This window comes from Streptomyces rimosus subsp. rimosus (assembly GCF_000720725.1).
GTDB classification, from domain to species: Bacteria; Actinomycetota; Actinomycetes; order Streptomycetales; family Streptomycetaceae; genus Streptomyces; species Streptomyces rimosus_A.
The window spans coordinates 48748-69157 of record NZ_JOCQ01000041.1 but is presented as its reverse complement, the minus strand read 5'-3'; the positions used below and the strand labels follow the sequence as shown (position 1 = coordinate 69157).

Sequence of the window (20410 nt, the reverse complement as noted above, 5' to 3'; positions counted from 1 at the left end):
ACCGCCCCCGCCCCGCCCGCACCCCTCCGGCCGGGCCCGGGCTCAGCCCGTCGCCGTACGGACCCAGGCCGTCGTCCACGGCGGCAGCTCGTCGCCGGTGACGGGTGCCGACGACAGCAGCAGCGTGCCGTCGGGCAGCGGCCGGGGTGTGTCCGAGAGGTTGGCCAGGCAGTGCCAGCCGCCCGAGCGCCGGAAGTGCAGCAGTCCCCCGGCAACCGTCTCGTCGTCGCCGACCCACTCCAGCCCTTCGTCCGCGAGCAGCCCGCGGCGCAAGTGCAGCGCCCTCCGGTACAGCTCCAAGGGCGCGGCCGGGTCCCCCTCCTGCGCCTCCACGGACAGTTCGCCCCAGTACGGCGGCTGCGGCAGCCAGGAGCCGCCGGTGCCGAAGCCGTACGAGCTGCCGGTGCGCCGCCAGGGCAGCGGAACCCGGCAGCCGTCCCGGCCCTTCGACCGGCCCTGGCTGCGGGTCCACACCGGGTCCTGCAGCGCTCCGCGGTCGAGGTCGGCGACCTCGGGCAGGCCCAGTTCCTCGCCCTGGTAGAGGTAGCCGGCACCGGGCAGCGCCAGCATGAGCAGGGTCGCGGCGAGCGCCCGGCGCAGCCCGTACTCCCGGTCGAGGGGCGGCTGCCGCCCGTCGGAGAGCAGCCACGCCTCCGCGTCACAGCCGTCCGGCAGACCGTGCCGGGAGGCGTGCCGGATCACGTCGTGGTTGGAGAGCACCCAGGTCGCGGTGGCCCCGGCCGCCCGTGCGTCGGCGAGCGCGGTGTCGATGGAGGCCCGCAGCCCGCCCGCGTGCAGCGACGCCTCCAGGAAGTCGAAGTTGAAGGCCTGGCCGAGTTCCTGGGGCGTGGCGTAGGCGGTGCGGCGGGAGTTGCGTACCCATGCCTCGGCGACCGCGATCCGCGGCGGGTCGTACTCGTCGAAGACCTTGCGCCACTCGCGGAAGATGCCGTGCACCTCGTCGCGGTCCCAGAAGGGGTGGCTGCCGTCCTCGGGCAGGTCCTGCGGGTCGTACGCCTCGACGGTGCCGATGTCGCGGAGCGGCGCGGCCAGGTCCTTGGCCAGGCCGTGCGCCACGTCGACCCGGAAGCCGTCCACCCCGCGGTCGGACCAGAAGCGCAGCGTCGTACGGAATTCGGCGCGCACCTCGGGGTTGTCCCAGTTGAAGTCGGGCTGCTGCGGGGCGAAGAGATGCAGGTACCACCAGCCGTCGGGCAGCCGGGTCCAGGCGGGGCCGCCGAAGCACGACACCCAGTCGGTGGGCGGAAGTTCGCCGTGCGCGCCCTTGCCCTCGCGGAAGACGTACCGTTCCCGCGCCGCGGAGCCGGGCCCGGACCGCAGCGCCTCCTGGAACCAACGGTGCTGGTCGGACGAGTGGTTGGGCACGATGTCGACCATCACCTTCAGGCCCAGCCGGTGGGCCTCGGCGACCAGCGCGTCGAAGTCGCCGAGGGTGCCCAGGCGCGGGTCGACATCGCGGTAGTCGGCCACGTCGTAGCCGCCGTCGGCGAGTTGGGACGGATAGAAGGGACTGAGCCAGACGGCGTCCACCCCGAGGCCGGCGAGGTGGCCGAGCCGGGAGGCCGCACCGGGCAGGTCGCCGATGCCGTCACCGTCGGAGTCGGCGAAGCTGCGCGGATACACCTGATAGACGACGGCCTGCCGCCACCAGTCGCGGGCCTGGGTGGCCCGGCCGGGGTCTGCGGCGTGCTGTTGTGCGGTCACGTGACTGCCTTTCAGGTCGTGGTACGTGGTGGGAGCACTCCGGGGCACAACGGCGTCGGCGCCGTGTCCGTCATCCCCCGACCGCCCCGGGTCATGCCGGTGGCGGGGAACGGCGGAAGACCACGACCAGGACACCGATCGGCGGGGTGGCCGCCACGGCCCCCGCGAACAGCGTCCCGTACGGGACGGTGGACCGCTCGTGGCCAGGGCGCTGCCGACGGGGATCGAACGGTGCCGTCCTCGCTGCCGTACGCGGCAAAGGAGCGCGGAGCGGCGAACACCGGCGGAGCGGGCTGATTCAACGGGCCCGACCCAATCCCGCCATTTACCATTTCTTGGCCTTTGCTTGACCACTCATTGCCGGTAGCGTCCGACCTTGATCAGCACGATCCCCTGGATGCCACGGAGGATGCATGCCGTCCCGTACCGCCGCCGGAATCGCCGTGTGCGCGCTGAGTTTCGGAGTCCTCGCCGCAGGCGCGGGCGTCGCCACCGGCGCTCCCACCCCCTCCCCCTCCGCCCCCCCTCCCCCTCCGCCTCCCCCTCCGCCTCGGTCGACGCACGCGCCGCGGCCGTGGACCGGTGCACGTACCAAGTCGTCCGCGATCACGACTCCCGCTACGTCTATGCGGTCAGCGCAGTGGTCGGTGGCGCGGTCCGCGAGCTGACGTTCCAGAAGGAAGCCGACGTCAGATTCTCCTCGGGCTGGCGCAAGGTCACCCAGGTCGACGCGTGCGCGGGCGGGCAGCACCAGCCCCCCACGGAACTGCGTGTCACGGGGAAGCTGGACAACCCCGACGGCTACGAGGAGTGGGTGCCGCGCACCATCCGCAGCAACGGCATCGAGCCCGCCGCCGCCTCGTCGATCCCGAAGGCGCCGTCGATCACCTCGGTCGACCGCATCGACGCGGCCACCGTACGCGTCAACTGGCAGACCCCGCAGGGCAATCCGGACCTGGTCATGCTGATGGAGCGCAAGCCCTTCTACATCAGCGAACTCGGCCTGTGGGACCCCTACACGTTCCAGCGCGACGTTCCCTCCGACGCCACCTCCGCACACCGCAAACTGGAGCGCAACGCCGCCATCCCCGCCAACGTCCGCACCCACTCGTACTGGATGCGCGTCACCAAGAACGGCTTCGTCAACGACCTCCGCACCGAAACCGCGGTCGACGTCCAGCCATGACAACCCGCCCCGGGCCCGTTCCCACCACGGGCCCGGCCACGGAAGTCCGGGCGGTGCCGGCTCCGCGTGGCGGCGCGCACCCCGGCCTTTGCCGGGGTGCGCGCCGCGCTGTCGGGGTCAGCCGCGGTTCAGCGCCGCGGGGCGCCGCCGGCGCAGTGCCGGCCACGCGGGCAGCAGGACGCCTGCGGTGACGGTCACCACGACGACCAGGGCGATGGCCGCCGCCTGCACCGGCGGGAGGTGGGGCAGGGAGCCTGCGACGGACAGGCTGAACGCCGTGAGGGGGATGGCGGCGGCCAGCGTGCCGACCGCCAGGCCGGTCGTGATCACGATGGCGGCCTCGGTCCTCAGCATCCGCCTGATCTGGCGCCGGCCCGCCCCCACCAGCCGGAGCAGCACCAGTTCCTGTCTGCGTCCGACGAGGATCAGCACCAGTGTGCTGAGGACGGCGATGACGGTGAATCCGCCGACGACGGCGACGGCCACGGCGGTGAGCACCTGGCTCACGCCCCGGTCCTCGGACAGCACGTGCTCCGGGTTCGGGGCGCCGGTCACCCGTACGTCCAGCGCGGCACCGGACAGTGCCGTGCGCACCGCCCGCCGTACGGCGTCCTGGTCGGCGTCCGGCGCGACCCGGGCCAGGATGCGGGTGTCGAGGGGTGCCGAGACGTGTGCGGCCAGCGCGTCGCGCGCGAACAGGAAGTCGCCGAGTGCGAGGGACCGGTCGTAGACCGCCACCACCCGCAGCGAGGCGGCGACGCCGTCCCCGTAGCGCAGCCTGACCTCGGAGCCGACCTTGAGACCGAGCGAATCGGCCCGGCCGGCGCCCACCGCCACGGTGCCCGCGCGCAGGTCCCGCAGCGACCCGGAGGTGACGCCGGGGTCCAGCGTCCCGGGCAGCGCGCCGGGCGTGACGCCCACCACCGGAAGCCGGTCGAGTACGGGGTCGCCTGCTTCCCGCCGGGCCAGGAGGACCGTGCTGTGGAGCGTGCCCGTGGCGGCCCGGACACCGTGCACCGCGGCGACGTCCTGCGCGGCCCGGGCCGGGAGTCCGGCCTGCCCGGTGGTCACGACGAGGTTCGCGCGCATGGCCTGCCGGGCCTGTGCGCTGCCCTCGTGGTCCATGGTGGCGCCTGCCGTGAGCTGGACGCCGGTGAAGGCGACCACGAGGGCCACGGGGGTGATGGCCGCGCCCAGCCGGCGTACGTTCGCGGTGGCCGACGCCGCGGCGAGGTAGCCGCCTGAGCCGCCCAGCTTCCGGGCGAGCGGCGCGAGCAGGCGCACGGCTCCGCGGGCGATCCATGGACCGAGCAGCGCGCAGGCGATGATGAGAGCGATCGTCGCGCTGCTGGCGGCCATGGCGGCGAGCTCGCCCGACTGCAGGGCGGCGGTTCCCGCGGAGCCGAGGCCCGCCAGGAGGACGGCGAGGCCGGTCATGGTCCGGCCCCGGCCCGGCGGTCCGGATTCGCCGGATGCCTCGCCGAGCGCCTGCGCGGGACGGATCCGGGCGACGCGTCCGCACGCCGCGGCGGCCGAGACCCGGGCCACGATCAGGGTGAGGACGGCCGTCAGGGCCGGCGCGGCGAGCATCCACGGCAGCACCGGGAGGTCCAGCCCGACGGGTACGGCGCCGCGGTCGCGCAGCATCCACAGCAGCATCAGGAAGACCGGCACGGCGCCGGCCGCGCCGAGGACGGCGGCCGTCGTGGCGACGCCGGTCACCTCCCGGCCGACCGTGGCCCGCAGTTGCCGGGGCGTCGCCCCGACCGCGCGGAGCAGCGCCAGTTCGCGGGACCGCTGGTGCACCGCCTGGCCGACGGTGCCGGCCACCACGAGCAGCGCGATCATGATGACGGTCGCGCAGAGGGCGGCGAGCAGGGTCAGCAGACTCGTGCGGCTCGGCGCGGCCTCCAGGAACTCCGCCTGTCCCCGCTCGTCGCCGGTCAGCACCTGCAGCTCGGCCGAGTCCTGCCGGTCCCGGCCGCCGGCCACGGCGTCCCGGGCCGGGTGGGGCCCGCCGAGGGCCTTGCGCAGCTCGGAGTGGAGCTGGTCGCCGCTCACACCGTCGGCGGCGAGCACCCCGATGGCGTCCACGGTGCCGGGGTGGCCGGCCAGCCGGGCGGCCTGGTCGTCGGTGAAGAAGAGGGCGCCCTGGTGGGCGAGTCCGGTGCCGTCGGCCCGGCCTTCGGGGGCGACGATGCCGGAGACGACGTAGTACGCCGGTGTGCCGAGCGTCTGCACCCGGATCCGGTCGCCGGGACGTATCCCGGCGCGTGCGGCCAGGTCCCCGTCGATCGCCACCTGCCCCGCCCGGGAGGGCGCCTTGCCTGCGCGCAGGGTGTACGGGGCGAGGGCCGCCGCGGCCCAGCCGTGGCCGTACACGGGGGCGGCACCCGAGTCACCGGCCGGTCCCGGTACGAGCCGGCCGTCGGCGCCGGTGAGCGCAACCGGGAAGCTGCTGTCCGGGATGGCGGCCCGGACGCCGGGCACCTTCGCGAGCCGGCCGACGACATCGGCCGGGATGCGGATCCGTTCGGTGAGCGACTGCGTCACGGTGGTCGGCTCGTCGCCCCACGGCTTGGCCCGGAACCGGGCGTTCTGGTCGGCGGCGACCACGGCGCCGGTCGCCGCGTAGCGCTCCACCCGAGGGTGCCCCACGAGCGCCGACACCGCCGCCAGGGCGAAGCTGCCGAGCAGCAGCGAGGTGAGGACGAGCGCCGCGAACACCGCGGCCCATGCCTTGCGGTGCAGGCGCTTGGAGCGGCGGGCGAGGAAGCGGGCGGTGCGCCGGAGGCCCTCGGCCGATTCCTCGCTCCCGTCCTGGGCCGGTGCCCGGCCGAGTTCGACAGTCATGGTCACCGCTCCGACAACTGCGCGAACCGGCGCGCCACGGTTTCCGCGGCGGGACGGTCCAGCCGGGCGACGCCCCGTCCCGCCTCGATGAACAGCACCTCGTCGGTCCAGGCGGCGGCCTGCGGGTCGTGGGTCACCATCACCACGGTGTGCCCCGACGTGTCGACGGCCCGGCGCAGCAGGCCCAGCACCTCGCGGGCGGTGACCGGGTCCAGCGCGCCCGTCGGCTCGTCGGCGAAGATGACGGCGGGGTCGGTGACCAGGGCGCGGGCGACGGCCACGCGCTGCTGCTGGCCGCCCGACATCCGCAGCGGGGAGTCGTCCGCCCGGTCGCCGAGCCCGACGGCTCCCAGCACGTCCAGGGAGCGCTCGCGCACCCCGGGGTCGTCGGGGCTCATGCCGCGCAGCAACAGCGGGAGCGCGACGTTCTCCTGGACGCTGAGCGACGGCACGAGGTTGAGCGCCTGGAAGACGAAGCCGATCCGGTCCCTGCGCAGCCGGGTCAGCGCCGCCTCGGACAGACCGGAGAGGTCGGTGCCCCCGATCCGTACCGTGCCCGAGGTGGGCTGGTCGAGCCCTGCCGCACACTGCAGGAAGGTCGTCTTGCCGGACCCGGAACGGCCCATGACGGCGAGGAAGCGGCCCTGCGGCACGTCCAGGCTCATGTCCTCCAGCGCGTGGAACGGCTTGCCCGCGCGCCGGTAACTCCGGGAAACGCGGTCCAGGGTGAGCGCGGAGGCACCGGCCGCGCCGTAGTCCGTCATCCGGGTCGTGCTGATGGGCGCCGAGGGTCTTCTCCCCGTGCGAAGTGCCATGGGTTCGCCTTCCGAATCGCAGTCGCACGGCCGTGTCGTTCACATGCCCCCACCTGGCCTTTCGACAGGGCGAGGCGGGGGTGGCCGTCCCTGGTGACACTAGGTTCGGACCGCGGGGCGGCACGATGGGGCGCCCACCCGTTCCGGGGGTTCAGCCGGCACCACCCGGACCGGGGTGGTGCCGGCACCACCCCGGGGGGTGGCGGCACCCGACGACGGCCCGGGCAGCGACGGCTCCGAGGCCCCGGAGGAGCGACGCCCGGCCCCACGTAACCTTGATCGGACAGCAGACCGCACCGCGCCCACCAGCGCACCACGACCGAGGAGTTGAGCATGGGCGCACCGGACGCGCAGGACACCGCCGAGCGGCTGCGGGCGGTCTGTGACGAGTTGTCGCAGCGGTTCTACGAGCGGGACGACGTGGTGCGGACGCTGGTGGTGACGCTGCTGGCCGGGCAGCACTCGCTGGTGCTCGGGCCGCCCGGGACGGCGAAGTCCGAGCTGGCCCGGGAGCTCACGGGCCGGATCGACGGGGCCGCCTACTGGGAGATCCTGCTGTCGAAGTTCACCGCGCCGACGCGGATGTTCGGCCCCATCGACGTCGCCGCGCTGGCGCGGGGCGAGTACCGCCAGGTGTACGACGGCCGTGCCACGACCGCGCATGTGGCGTTCATCGACGAGATATTCAAGTGCTCGACGGCGGCGCTCAACGAGACGCTGGGCTACCTCAACGAGCGGCTCTACCACCCCGAGAACGGCGGCGCGCCGATCCGCTGCCCGCTGATCGGGGCCATCACGGCGAGCAACGAACTGCCCGGCGGCGAGGACTCGGCCGCGATCTACGACCGGCTGCTGGTGCGGATCGAGGTCGGGTACCTGGAGGATCCCTCGAACTTCGCCGCGCTGGTCCGCTCCGCGGTCAGCCGCCCGGCGGCACCGTCGCGTACGACGGTCGCACTGGCCGCGCTGCAGCACGCCGTGACCGAGGCCGTCCCGGCCGTGGACGTGCCCGACGGGATCGTGGACGCGGTGTGCACGCTGCGCGCCGCCCTGCGCCGCAAGGAGCTGGTCGCCTCGGACCGCCGCTGGCGGCAGGCGGTGGGACTGCTCCAGGCGTCCGCGTACCTCGACGGCCGCCCGGCGGTCGCCGAGTCCGATCTGTCGGTGCTGGCGCATGTGCTGTGGGACTCCCCCGCCCAGCGCCCGACCGTCGAGCGCGAGGTGCTGCACCTGGTCAATCCCGACGCCAAGGAAGCGCTCGACCTGGCCGACACCATCGACGAACTGGAGGCCCAGCTCGACGCCATGGCCGGGCAGTCCCGTGAGGCGCTGAGCGAGTGGGTCATCAAGAACGCCCACAACACGCTCGCCAGGGCGGGCAAGCGGCTGGAGCGGCTGCGCGCGGAGGCGGCGGGCGCCGGCCGCTCCACCACGGCCATCGAACGGGTCGCCGGCCGCCAGCGCGCCGTCCGCGCCCGGGTGCTCACCGAGGCCCTCGGCGTGGACGCGAGCACGGTGCAGGCCCAGTTCTGAACATGGCGGGGGTACGACGATGTGCGGGACACCGAGCAGGCTCGGCGACCTGGCGGGCCTGGCCGGCCCGTGGCTGGCCGGGTCCGCAGCCACTGCCGAGGGACACCCGACGGCCGTGGTCGCGGACCGCTTCGAGCAGATCGTGTGGCGCGACACCTACACGCAGTCGGCCGGGCTGCGCGAGCTGGCCGAGGAACTGGCCGGGCGCTACGACCACACCGCCGACCTCCTGGCCGACGCCTTCCTGGCCGCCTACAAGACCGGCCCGTGGCTGCGCGAGCGCGCGGACATGGCCCCCTCCCGGCTGGTCAACCACCAGGTCATCAGCTCCCTGATGGAGTCACCGGAGTTCGCCGAGCTGCACCGGGAGACGGCCGGCGACCCGTACGCCGCCGCCATGGCCGTACTCGCCCAGGCCGCCGCGCTGCGCCGGATGCTGGAGCGCTTCCGGGCTGCCCGGGAGCAGGCCGAGCGGGCGGCGAAGGGCCGGCGGGACGCCGAAGGAGCGGCGGCGGCCGTGGGCGCGGCTCTTCAGCAGGCCGCCGGTGGGGCCGGTGCGGACGGCACCGTACCGGCCCCGGCCGCCGAGGCCGTACAGCAGGCGATACGGGCTGCCGAGACCGCCGGCGCCACCGCCCGGCAGGCCGCAGAGGGCGCCGCGCAGGCCCTCGCGGCGGCAGCCCCCGGCGTCCGTGCCACCGCGCGGAACGCCGTGACGAAGGCCGCCGCGGCCGTACGGGAGGAGAGCGCGCTGATGCGGGCGTGGGGCGTCGGCCCCGGCGAGCTGGAGCGCATGCCGTACGACCAGCGCGCCCGGCTCGCCGAGCGGCTGCGCACCGGCCGCCTCGCCCGGTGGGCCGAACTGATCGGCCGGTTCCGGCAGATGGCCGACGGCGAACGCGCCCGCAAGGTCGAGAACGCCACCGGGGAACTGATCGGCGTCACCCTGGGTGACGACCTCTCCCGCGTCATCCCCTCCGAGCTGGCCAACCTCGGCCTGCCCGAACTGCGCGCGGTGTTCGCCGCGCGCTACGCCGCCGGGGAGCTGATGCTCTACGACAGCCAGGGCGAGCAGACCACCGGCCAGGGCGCGATCATCGCGTGCGTCGACACCTCGCACTCCATGTACATGGAAGGGACCGGCGGAGGCACCCGGGAGGCGTGGGCCAAGGCGTGCGCCCTGGCGCTGCTGGACCAGGCCCGCCACGCGAAGCGCGACTTCGTCGGCATCCTCTTCTCTTCCGCCGACAGGCTCCGGGTCTTCCGCTTCCCGGCCGGCGAGCCCGCCGGCATCGCCCGGGTGCTCGACTTCGCGGAGACCTTCCTCGGCGGCGGCACCAGCTACCAGAGCCCCCTGTCCGCGGCCGTCGAACTGCTGGAGGCGGAGTTCAACGACGCGGCCCGCACCCGCGGCGACATCGTCATGCTCACCGACGACGAGTGCGGCGTCACCGAGGCGTGGATGCGCGACTGGAACGACGCCAAGCACCGCCTGGGCTTCCGCGTCTTCGGCGTGGCCATCGGCGCCCCCCGCGCCGCCGAGGCCGACTCGGTCCTGGACGCCCTGAGCGACAATGTGCGCTCCGTCGAGGATTTCCTGGATGTCCAGGTGGCCGCGGATCTGTTCCGGGTGATCTGAAACAACCACCCGCCGGAAGCCGGTCGGCCCCCGGTGGGTGGTGGCGGTCATTCCGGGCCACCCTGCCAGGTCACGCGCATCGCCTCCGGCCCCCGGATGTGCGGCCGTTCTCTCCACCTGATGTCGCGGACGGTCAGCTCCGGGGCCCTGGTGAGCAGCGCCCGCAGTCCCTCCTGGAGGTCGATGCGCCCGAGCTGGGCGCCGACGCAGTAGTGCGCGCCATACCCGAAGGTGAGGTGTCCACCGGGTGGCCGGGTGAAGTCGATCGCGTCGGGGTCCTCGAACCGGGCCGGGTCGTGGTTGGCCGACTCGACGGCGACGGTCAGGGCTTCGCCCGCGCGCACCAGCGTGCCGCCGACGTTGACATCCTCCCGCGCATAGCGGACGAACAGGCCGGCACCGGCGGAGGCGTTGTTGCGCAGCAGCTCCTCGACCGCCGCCGGCAGCTCGGCCGGATGCGCACGCAGCCGGTTCCAGAGCGCACGGTCGCCCCGCGTGAGAACGTAGACGCAGTTCGGGATCTGGGTGATGATCGCCTCGAACCTGGCCAGCAGCATGCTGACGACCAGCTCGATCAGCTCGGCGTCGGTGAGCCGGTCCGCCTCGTCCCGGGCCTGGACCATCGCCGACATCAGGTCGTCGCGGGGGCGGGCCCGACGCTCGGCGATGAGCCGCTCGGTGCAGGTGCGCAGCTCACCGAACCGCCGCATCATGTCCTCGGCGCCGACGGCGCTGCCGGGCATCAGCGCCGCGCTGGTCGACTCGAACGCCTCCCGGTCCGAGGCCGGCACGCCGAGCAGGTCGCAGATGGACAGCACGCTCATCGGCTGCGCGTAGTCCACCACGATGTCCATGCCCGGTCCGGCGTTCATCGCCGACGCCAGCAGGTCGTCCGCCGTCGCCTGCACCGTCGGGCGCTGCGCTTCGATACGGGATCTGGTGAGGGCTTTGACCAACAGCGTGCGCAGCCGGGTGTGTTCGGGGGCGTCCAGGGTGATCAGCCCGGCCAGTTCCGTCGCCTCCTCCTGGCGCGGGAAGTCCCGGCCGACCGACATCGCGCGGCTGAACCGCGCGTCGCCCAGCACCAGCCGGGCGTCCGCGTAGCGGGTGACCAGCCAGGTGGGTTCGCCGTAGGCGAGCCGCACCCGGAGCAGCCCCGCGCGCTGCCGCAGTTCCCGGAACCGCTCGTTGACCTCGATGCCGCGGCCGTCGTCGAAGGGGAAGTGCTCCAGTTCCTCCGCGGCGCCGGGAAGATCGGGAAAGGTCGTCATGCGGGCTGCACCTCCGTCAGCCAGTCGTGCAGGTTCGCTGAGATCAGGTCGGCGTGCTGGGACAGGAGGGTGAAGTGATCGCCGGGCAGTCTGCGCACGCGGTGCGCCAGTTCGGCCGGGAACGGGTGGTCCTCCGAGCTGGTGGGCATGCCCGCGACGACTTCGCTGGCGAGCAGGTGCAGGACCGGCGCCTTCAGCGGGCCGGGCCGCCAGCCGTAATAGAGCCTGCTGTAGCCGCCCATCGCCGCGATCTGGCCGCTGGTGGTCACGGTCCGGTCCGGACGGTCGAGCGACATGCCCATGAGGTCACGTCGTCGGATCTGCTCACGCATGAACTCGCTGCGGGTCTCGGTCTGGTCCATCTCCTCCTCCGGCAGGTACGAGTCCAGCAGCAGCAGCGCGGTGACGGGGACGCCGGTCTGCTCCAGGTGCGCGGCCAGGTCGTGCGCCGGCCAGCCGCCCGAGGAGTAGCCCGCGATGATCAACGGGGTGCCGGCCAGCTCACGGCGCAGCGGTTTCGCCAGCATCCGCATCAGGGCGGCACGGTCGGCGGGCAGCGGAGCCTCACCCGCGAATCCGGGCGACCACAGCGACCACACGTCGGACCCGGGGTCCAGCCCGGCGTGCAGGTAGGAGTAGGGCAGGTCCAGGTTGGGGAAGATCGGCGGGGTGAGGCCGACGATCGTGGGGCCGCCCGCGCCCGCCCCCACCTTGCGCAGTTCGGCGAGATCGCGCGGATCGTCCCGGTCGAACGTGTCGCGGGTCTCGGAGGCCGCGCGGGCCAGGCGGAGGGCGACGTTGATCCGGCCGGTGCGGATCGCCCGGATGTAGTACGAGGCCAGGCTGCCGTCGCTTTCGTCGGCATTCCCGGGCGCCGCGTCCACCCGCCCGGTACCGGATTCCGGGGCCCCGTTCCCGGTACGGGCGGTCCCCGTGATCTCGTCGAGCGTGCCCTCCTCGGCGCGGGCGGCCAGCTTTTCCAGCACGCGCTCGGTGAGGTCGACCACCGTGGGATAGTTCAGCACGTCGGAGAGTTCGATCTCCACACCGGCACCGGTGGTGAGCTGATCGCGCAGGTCCTCCGCGCCCAGCGAGTCCATCCCGAGATCGCGGAACGTGTCCTCGGCGTCGACCTGGTCGTCCGGTCCGTTGCCCAGCGCCCGGTCCAGGCACTCACGCACCAGCGTCTCGACGTGGCGCGTGCGCTCCTGCTCGTCCAGTGCCCACAGCTGAGCCGCGGGCGAGCGCCGATCGGGCTCGCGCGTCTTGGGGTCGTCGGAGACCAGGACCGGCATGGTCCACTCGCGCTCGATCCAGTACCGGCTGCGCTGGAAGGCGTAGCCGGGCAACGGGATACGCCGTGCACCGGCGCCGGCCAGGACGGCACGCCAGTCCACCGCCGCGCCCATCACGTACGCGCGGCCCAGCGCGCGCACGACCGCCGCCGAACCGGTCACCGCGCTCTCCGTCTCCTCCGGCACGGCCAGCACGGCGGGACCGTCGGGCAGCGCGGCGGCGATGCCGGCAGTGTCCCCACCGAACAGGAGCAGCAGTCGATGACCGTCGGCCCGCAGCTCACGGGCGGCCGAGCCGGAATCGGCAGCCGGCGCCGTACCGTAGTCGTCCTCGGCCGGACGCTCCCGCAGCCAACGGCCGGTGTCCCCGCACAGCACCGGCACGCCGGGTGCGGGGGGCGGGGCATTCGCGACGTCGGGTTCGACGCCCGCGGGGCACCCGGCTGCGATCCGCAGCGCCGAGGACAGGGACAGCCACCCGACCGCCCAGGACGCGGCCAGCAGGCCGGATCCGTGTCCCGCCAACGCCGCCGGACGCACCCCGGACGCGCACCACACTCGGGTCACGCCGGTCAGCACGGCCAGTGTGGCCGGGGCCAGCACGTCCGGCCGGTCCAGTGGTGGCGCGTCCGGGTCGCCGCGAAGCACATCCGTCAGAGACCAGCCGGCCAGCCCGGCCAGCGTGGCCGCGCATGCGGAGAGGTGCTCGGCGAACGGCTCGGCCTCGGCGTACTGCGCGGCCAACGCGCGCACCACGGCCGGGGTGCACTCGTGCGGGTACAGGAACGCGGTGGTGCCGTTGCGCACGGCGGTGCCGGAGACCACCACCGTGGCGCTCCCGGTGTCCTTCCGGCCCGTGCTCAGCGCGGTCAGGCCCGCGGCGAGGTCGGCCGAGCGGGAGCCGAACACCACCGCGCGGTGCGGCAGGTGCGCCCGGGTGGTGGCCAGCGACCACGACAGGTCCAGCAGATCCGGGCGCGTCCGGTCGAGGTACTCGTGCAGCGCGGCCGCCTGCGCGGACAGCGCCTGTTCGGTCCTGCCCGACAGGGTCCAGGCCAGCAGGGGCGGGACGGCCCGGGCGCCGGGCTCGGTGTCCGGGTCGGGCCCCGGGTCCTCCAGGATCACGTGCGCGTTGGTGCCGCCGACTCCGAACGCGGACACGCCCGCCCGCCGGGGACGCCCGTCGCGCGGCCACGGGACCGCGCCGGTGAGCAGTTCGACCCCGCCCTGCGCCCAGTCGACCCGGGGGGTCACCGTGTCGATGTGCAGGGTCTTGGGCAGCGTGCTGTGCCGCATGGCCAGCACCATCTTCACCACGCCGGCGACTCCGGCCGCGGCCTGGGTGTGGGCGAGGTTCGACTTCACCGCGCCGACCAGCAGCGGCGGCCGGTCGCCGCGGTGGCGGCCGTACCCGGCCAGCAGCGCCTGCGCCTCGATCGGGTCGCCGAGCGCGGTGCCCGCGCCGTGCGCCTCCACCGCGTCGACGTCCGCGGGCGACAAGCCGGCCGAACCGAGCGCGTCGGCGATCACCTGCTGCTGCGCGGTTCCGTTCGGGGCGGTCAGCCCGGAGGAGGTGCCATCGGAGTTGATCGCCGATCCGCGCAGCAGCGCGAGCACCGGGTGGTCGTTGCGGCGTGCGTCGGAAAGCTTTTCCAGCACCAGCATCCCGGCGCCCTCGCCCCACGCGGTGCCGTCGGCGGCCGAGGCGAAGGGCTTGCACCGGCCGTCCGGCGCCAAGGCGCGCTGCCGGGCGTAGTCGATGAACAGCAGCGGGCTGGACATGACGGTCACCCCGCCCGCGAGCGCCAGGGTGCACTCGCCCGCGCGCAGCGACTGCGCGGCCAGGTGGATCCCGACCAGGGACGAGGAACAGGCGGTGTCCACCGTCAGCACGGGCCCCTGGAGGCCGAACACATAGGCCAGCCGACCGGAGGTCACGCTGCCCGCGTTGCCGATGGAGAGCTGGCCCAGCATGTCCTCGGGCATCTCGCGGACCGCCGTGGCGTAGTCCGCGTTGGCCAGTCCGAGGAACACGCCGGTGCGGCTGCCGCGCAGCCCGGCCGGATCGATGCCGGCGGACTCCAGCGCCTGCCAGGTGACCTCCAGCGCGATCCGCTGCTGCGGGTCCATGCCGAGCGCCTCGCGCGGCGAGATGCCGAAGAACTCGGCATCGAAGTCGGCCGCGTCGTCGAGGAAGGCACCGTGCCGGACGTAGGAGCGGCCCGGCGTGCCCGGTTCAGGGTGGTAGATCTGGTCCTCGCTCCAACCGCGGTCGGCCGGGAACCCGGTGATCACGTCCCGCTCGGCGGCGAGCAGTTCCCACAGCTCCTCCGGTGAGCCGACCCCGCCGCCGAACCGGCAGCCCATGCCGACCACGGCCACCGGGTCGTCAGCGGGGTTCTCCAGCTCGCGTAACCGCTCCCGGGTGCGCTGGAGTTCCGCGGTGACCCGCTGGAAGTACTTGACGAGCTTCGGATCCTCGCCCACGGCTTTCGATTCCTCTCCGGTCGGTCTGGCGGCCCCGGCCGCTGACTCACGCATCGCCGAGCTCCCGGTCCACGAAGGCGTAGAGCTGGTCCACGGAGGCCGAGCTCAGCTCGTCCACACCGGGCTCCGGCTCGCCGTCCAGCGCGCGCAGCGCCGCCCGCAGCCGTCCGCGCAGCGCGTCGCGCTGCGCGTGCTCGCCGGCCAGCGCCTCCTCGACCGCCTGCGCGAGTCCGGAGAGCTGATCCGGGCCGCGCTCGGCAGGGCTCTCCGCCGGTTCCTCCACGCCTGCGGCGTCCGGCGCGACCTCCGTACCGAGGTGCGCCGCGAGGATGGCCGGAGTGGGGTGGTCGAACACCAAGGTGGCGGGCAGGTTCAGACCCGTGGCGGTGTTGAGCCGGTTGCGCAGCTCGACCGAACTCAGTGAGTCGAATCCGAGGTCGCCGAACGGACCGTCCGCGGGCACCCCGTCCGCGGACGGGTGGCCGAGCACGGCCGCGATCTGCCCGAGCACCAGGTTGAGGAGCTGCCGGTCCCGTTCGGCGGGGCTCAGCCTGCCCAGCCTGCGGGCCAGGTCCGCCGGGGACTCGGCGGGCGCGGCGGACCGCGCGGAGCGCCGGCGGCGGGCCGGGCGGACCAGATCGCGCAGCAACGGCGGAATGCCCTCCTCCCCCAGACCGGCCACGGTGACCAGATCCAGCCCGATGGGCACCAGGTGGACCCTGTCCGAGCCGGTCGCGGTGTCCCAGAGGGCCAGGCCCTGCGCGACGGTCAGCGCGCGGATCCCGGTGCGGTCCATGCGGTTCCGGTCCGCGGCGGCCAGCCCGCCGCCCATCCCGTCGGTCGTGCCGGATTCGCTGTCCGGCGCCCACAGGCCCCAGCCCAGTGAGCGGGCCGGGAGTCCGGCGGCGGCCCGCTGGTTCATCAGCGCGTCCAGGAAGGCGTTCGCCGCGGCGTAAGCCCCTTGGCCCGCGGTGCCGAACACACCGGCGGCGGAGGAGAAACACGTGAACCCGGCGAGGTCGAGTTCCCGGGTCAACTCGTGCAGGTGCCAGGCCCCGTCGACCTTCGGCGCCAGTACGTTCTCCACTTGCCCGTCGGTCAGCGATTCCACCAGGCCGTCGTCCAGCACACCGGCCGCATGGATCACGGCGGTGAGCGGGTGTGCCGCGGGCACCTCGGCCAGCACCCGGGCCACGTCGTCCCGCCGGGCTACGTCGCCGCGCGCGATCTCGGCGTGCGCGCCGAGCCGGCCGAGTTCGGCGACCAGTTCCGCGGCGCCGGGGCTCTCCGCGCCACGGCGCGAGAGGAGCAGCAGCCTGCGGGCGCCCCGGCTCGCCAGATGCCGGGCCAGCGTGCGGCCCAGCGACCCGAGTCCACCGGTGATCAGCACGGTGCCGTCGGGATCGGGCGTGCGGGCAGCCGATCCGCCGTCGCTCTCGGCCGGACCGTCGTCGCGGTGCAGCCGGGGCACCAGCAACTCGCCTGCGCGCAGCGCCACTTGGGGCTCACGGGCCGCGGACGCGACGGCGACCGCGTCGCGCAACGCGGTGTCGGTCGGCTCGTCGACGTCGACCAGCAGGATGCGACCCGGGTACTCGTTCTGTGCCGAGCGAGCCAGCCCGTGGGCCGCGGACAGTGCCAGGTCGGCTTCATCGTCCGCACGTACGCTGAGCGCGCGCTCGGTGCGGACCACCAGCAGCGAACCGGCGAACCGCTGGTCGGTGAGCCACATTCGCAGGTGCCCGGTCAGCTCGGTGAGCGCGGCGCGGACCCGTGCGGTGACGTCGTCCCCGGCGGGACGGACCGGGCGCAGCACCACCACCGGCGGCACCGGGTCCTCGGCGTCCGCCAGTGCCGCGAGGTCGAGCCCACCGGTCCCGGGGTCGTGCCACCCACCGGGATCGTCCACTGTGGACGGCCGGCGCACGGGCACCCAGTCCTGTGCAAGGAGTTCCGCGCCGTCCTCGGCCGGTCCCAGCAGGTAGGACGCATCGGCGGGCAGCGGCCGGAACAGCAGTGAGTCCACCGTGGCCACGGTGGCACCGGTCTCGTCCGCCAGCGTGATCGCCACATCACCGTTCCCCCCGGTGGCGTGCACCCGCACCGTCGAGGCTCCGGCCCGGAACAGCGACAGCCCCGACCACGAGAACGGCATCGAGCCGTTGCCCTCGTCGATCCCGTCCAGCTGCGGGCCGAGACCGACCGCGTGCAGTGCCGCGTCCAGCAGCGCCGGATGCAGGCTGTAGCGCTTCGCGTCCCCCGCCGCTTCGGCGGGCAGGGCGACCTCGGCGAACATCTCCGAGCTCCCGTCGGGGTGGTCGCGCTGCCAGAGGGTCCGCAGACCTCGGAACGCGCCCTCGTAACTGAAGTGCCTGCCCTCCACCACCTCGTCGTAGACGTCCGCGACCGGGATCTCCCGCACGTCCCGCGGCGGCCAGTGCGCGAGGGCCGTGTCCGGCGTCGCGGTGCGGATGCCCAGATAGCCGAAGGCGTGTGACCGCCATGGGCCCGGCTCGGCCCGGCCCACGCCCTCCGGCCGGGAGTACACCCGCACCGGGCGGCGGCCGGTCTCCTCGGCACTGCCCACCACCACCTGCACCGACACCCCGCCGTGCTCCGGCAGGGCCAGCGGTGCCTCGACGGTCAGCTGTTCGAGCAGGTCGCAGCCGACGTGCTCGCCCGCGGCCAGCGCCAGTTCCACGAAGCCGGTGCCGGCCAGCAGGGGGATGTCACGCACCCGGTGGCCCCCCAGCCAGGAGTGCGACTGGAGGGACAGCCTGCCGGTGAGCAGCACACCGTCGCCCTCGGCCGCGGACAGCATGGCGCCCAGCAGTGGGTGGCCCACCGGGAGCAGCCCGGTGGAACGCAGGTTCAGCCCGTTCCCGTCCGGCACCAGCCAGTACCTCTCGTGCTGGAACGCATAGGCGGGCAGGTCCGCCGTCCTGGCGGGCGCGGCGGGCAGTACGGCGGGCCAGTCCACCTCCACGCCTTGCGTGTGCAGCGCGCCGAGGGCGAGCAGTATGTCCTTGGTCTCGTCACGACCGTCCCCGCGCAGGGTGGGCACTCTCGCCTCGTCCGGCCCGGCGTCCCGTCCGGCCAGCGCGGAAAGCACCGCGCCCGGTCCCAGTTCGAGCAGGACGCGTGCACCGGCCTCACGTGCGGTGCGCAGCCCGTCGTGGAACCGCACCGCCTGCCGGACGTGCGCGGTCCAGTACTCCGGCGAGCGCAGTTGCTCCGCGGTGGCCATCTCGCCGGTGAGGTTGGAGATCACCGGGATGTCCGGATCGTGTGCCGTCAACCCGGCCACCACCGTGCCGAACTCGGCCAGCATCGGCTCCATCAGCGGCGAGTGGAACGCGTGGCTGACCCGCAGCCGCCGGGTCCGCCGTCCCCGGCCCGCCCAGTCGGCCTCCAGTTCCGTGATGTCCTCGTCCGCACCGGAGACGACCACCGTGTCCAAGGCGTTCACCGCCGCGACGGACACCCGCCGCTCGCGCCCCGCCAGCCAGGGGGCCAGGTCCTGCTCGGTGCCCTGTACGGACAGCATCGCGCCGCCCTCGGGCAGCGCGGCCATCAGGCGGCCTCTGGCGGCCACCAGCCGGACCGCGTCCGGCAGCGACCACACCCCGGCCGCGTGCGCCGCGCTGATCTCCCCGATCGAATGTCCCAGCAGCAGGTCCGGGCGCACACCCCAGGAGCGCATCAGCCGGAACAGCGCGACCTCCACCGCGAACAGGGCGGCCTGGGCGTAGTCGGTGCGGTCGAGCAGGTCCGGTTCGCCGTCGAGCACGGTCCGCAGCGGAATCGCCAACTCCCGGTCGAACAGCTCGCAGACCTCGTCGAACGCCTCGGCGAACACCGGAAAGGAGGCGGCGAGCTGCCGCCCCATGCCGGGCCGCTGCGCGCCCTGGCCGGTGAACAGCATGCACATCCCGCCGCCGGCCGCGGCGCCCACCGCCACATCGGGGGCCCGGCCGGTGTCGAAGTGGCCGCGCAGCGCGGAGGTGAGTTCGGCCAGGTCCCGGCCGGGCACGGCCAGCCGGTGGCGGAAGTGGGTGCGGCGGGTGGCCAGAACGTACGCCAGCCCCTCGGCGGAGGGGGCATCGCCGGACTCGGCGAAGGCCAGCAGCCGGGTCGCCTGGGCGCGCAGTGCGTCCTCGGTCCGGCCCGACACCGTCCACACCAGACCGGCGGACGGCACGCCGGGCTCCGGCGTCTCCGGCTCGACGTGCTGTTCCAGTACGACGTGGGCGTTGGTGCCACTGATCCCGAAGGAGGAGACGGCGGCGCGGCGCGCTCGGCCGGTCTCCGGCCAGGGCATCGCGTCGGCGAGCACGCTGACCCCGTTCACTCCCCAGTCCACCTTCGGGGTGGGGCTGTCCACGTGCAGCGTCTTCGGCGCGAGACCGTGCCGCATCGCCATGATCATCTTTATGATGCCGGCCACGCCGGCCGCGGCCTGCGTATGCCCGATGTTGGACTTCAGCGAGCCCAGCAGCAGCGGCCGGCCGGGCAGCCGGTTCTGGCCATAGGTCGCCACCAGCGCGGTGCCCTCCACCGGGTCGCCGAGCGGGGTGCCGGTGCCGTGCGCCTCGACCACGTCGACGTCCTGGGTGGACAGTCCGGCGTCGGCGAGCGCGGTACGGATCACCTCCTGCTGGGCGGTGCCGTTGGGTGCGGAGAGCCCGTTGCTGGTGCCGTCGGAGTTGACCGCCGAGCCGCGCAGCACCGCGAGCACCTGATGGCCGTGCCGCCGCGCGTCGGACAGCCGCTCCAGTACCAGCAGGCCCGCCCCCTCGGCCCAGATCGAGCCGTCCGCCCCGGCCGCGAACGCCTTGATCCGGGCGTCCCGGGAGGTGACGCCCTGGCCGCAGAACTCGACGAACGTCTCCGGCGTGCTCAGCACCGTCACGCCGCCCGCCAGCGCGATCGGGCACTCGCCGGCGCGCAGGGCCCGCATCGCGAGATGGGTGGCGACCAGGGAGGACGAGCAGGCGGTGTCCACGGTGAGGGCCGGGCCGTTCAAGCCCAAGGCGTAGCTGATCCGGCCCGAGATCACGCTCATGGTGTTGCCGGTGATGCCGTACTGGGAGAACTGGTCGGTGCCTTGCCAGAGCATCTCGTAGTCGTTGCTGGACGCGCCGACGAAGACCCCGGCCCGCTCGCCCACCAGCGAGTCCGGCAGGATTCCCGCGGACTCCAGTGCCTCCCAGGCCAGTTCCAGCACCAACCGCTGCTGCGGGTCCATCACCAGCGCCTCGCGCGGGGAGATCCCGAAGAACGCAGGGTCGAAATCGCCCGCCCCGCTGAGGAAGCCGCCCTCGCGCACGTAGGACCGCCGCGCCTGCTGGGACTCCGGATCGGCGTCGTAGAGCTCCTCGATCGGCCAGTGCCGGTCCTCGGGGAAAGGCGAGATGGCGTCCGTGCCCGCGGCCACCAGGTCCCACAGCTGGGCGGGCGAGGCCACGTCGCCGGGCAGCCGGCACGACATGCCGACCACCGCGATCGGCTCGGCGGACCGCTCGGTCACGTCACGCAACTCCTCCCGGGTGCGTAACAGATCGGTGGTGACCCTTTTCAGATAGTCCCGGAGCGTGCTGACTTCA

General features: G+C 73.9%; 8 protein-coding genes and 1 pseudogene. 3 read left to right on the top strand and 6 right to left on the bottom strand.

The genetic code is table 11. From position 1 onward, the window contains the following. Positions 1 to 42: 42 nt before the first annotated feature. Entirely contained in the window at positions 43 to 1725 is a 1683-nt protein-coding gene (locus tag IH45_RS0122145; protein WP_030671006.1) for a glycoside hydrolase family 13 protein, read from the bottom strand. Positions 1726 to 2299: 574 nt separating this feature from the next. On the opposite strand from IH45_RS0122145, the gene IH45_RS0122140 reads away from it, so the two are divergent. Then, the gene (locus IH45_RS0122140; RefSeq protein ID WP_030671003.1) at positions 2300 to 2911 is read left to right on the top strand and encodes a hypothetical protein; all 612 of its coding nucleotides are present in this window, start codon (positions 2300 to 2302) and stop codon (positions 2909 to 2911) included. A 117-nt stretch (positions 2912 to 3028) separates the two neighbouring features. Here the strand turns inward: IH45_RS0122140 and IH45_RS0122135 are convergent, their stop codons facing one another. Beyond that, positions 3029 to 5764, bottom strand: a complete 2736-nt coding sequence (locus IH45_RS0122135) for an FtsX-like permease family protein (RefSeq protein WP_030670998.1) — start codon at positions 5762 to 5764, stop codon at positions 3029 to 3031. 2 nt (positions 5765 to 5766) lie between these two features. Beyond that, entirely contained in the window at positions 5767 to 6579 is an 813-nt protein-coding gene (locus IH45_RS0122130; protein WP_030670995.1) for an ABC transporter ATP-binding protein, read from the bottom strand. A gap of 333 nt (positions 6580 to 6912) precedes the next feature. On the opposite strand from IH45_RS0122130, the gene IH45_RS0122125 reads away from it, so the two are divergent. Together IH45_RS0122125 and IH45_RS0122120 are read left to right on the top strand one after the other, a co-directional pair. Continuing rightward, positions 6913 to 8112, top strand: a complete 1200-nt coding sequence (locus IH45_RS0122125) for an AAA family ATPase (RefSeq protein WP_030670993.1) — start codon at positions 6913 to 6915, stop codon at positions 8110 to 8112. A 19-nt stretch (positions 8113 to 8131) separates the two neighbouring features. Beyond that, entirely contained in the window at positions 8132 to 9751 is a 1620-nt protein-coding gene (locus IH45_RS0122120; RefSeq protein ID WP_030670990.1) for a VWA domain-containing protein, read from the top strand. Positions 9752 to 9798: 47 nt separating this feature from the next. Here IH45_RS0122120 and IH45_RS0122115 read toward each other — a convergent pair whose 3' ends face one another. The 3 genes and pseudogenes from IH45_RS0122115 to IH45_RS0122105 form a co-directional block, all read right to left on the bottom strand. Next, positions 9799 to 11022: a cytochrome P450 gene (locus tag IH45_RS0122115; protein WP_030670988.1), complete on the bottom strand. Its 1224-nt coding sequence runs from the start codon at positions 11020 to 11022 to the stop codon at positions 9799 to 9801. After that, a complete protein-coding gene (locus tag IH45_RS0122110; RefSeq protein WP_078897712.1) occupies positions 11019 to 14858 on the bottom strand; it encodes a type I polyketide synthase in 3840 nt (1279 codons plus the stop codon). Before IH45_RS0122110 ends, IH45_RS0122115 begins: the two co-directional genes overlap by 4 nt. Beyond that, a pseudogene (locus IH45_RS0122105) lies at positions 14851 to 20391 on the bottom strand (type I polyketide synthase); the annotation flags it as partial. The pseudogene IH45_RS0122105 and the gene IH45_RS0122110, both read right to left, overlap by 8 nt. Between the last annotated feature and the right edge of the window lie 19 nt (positions 20392 to 20410).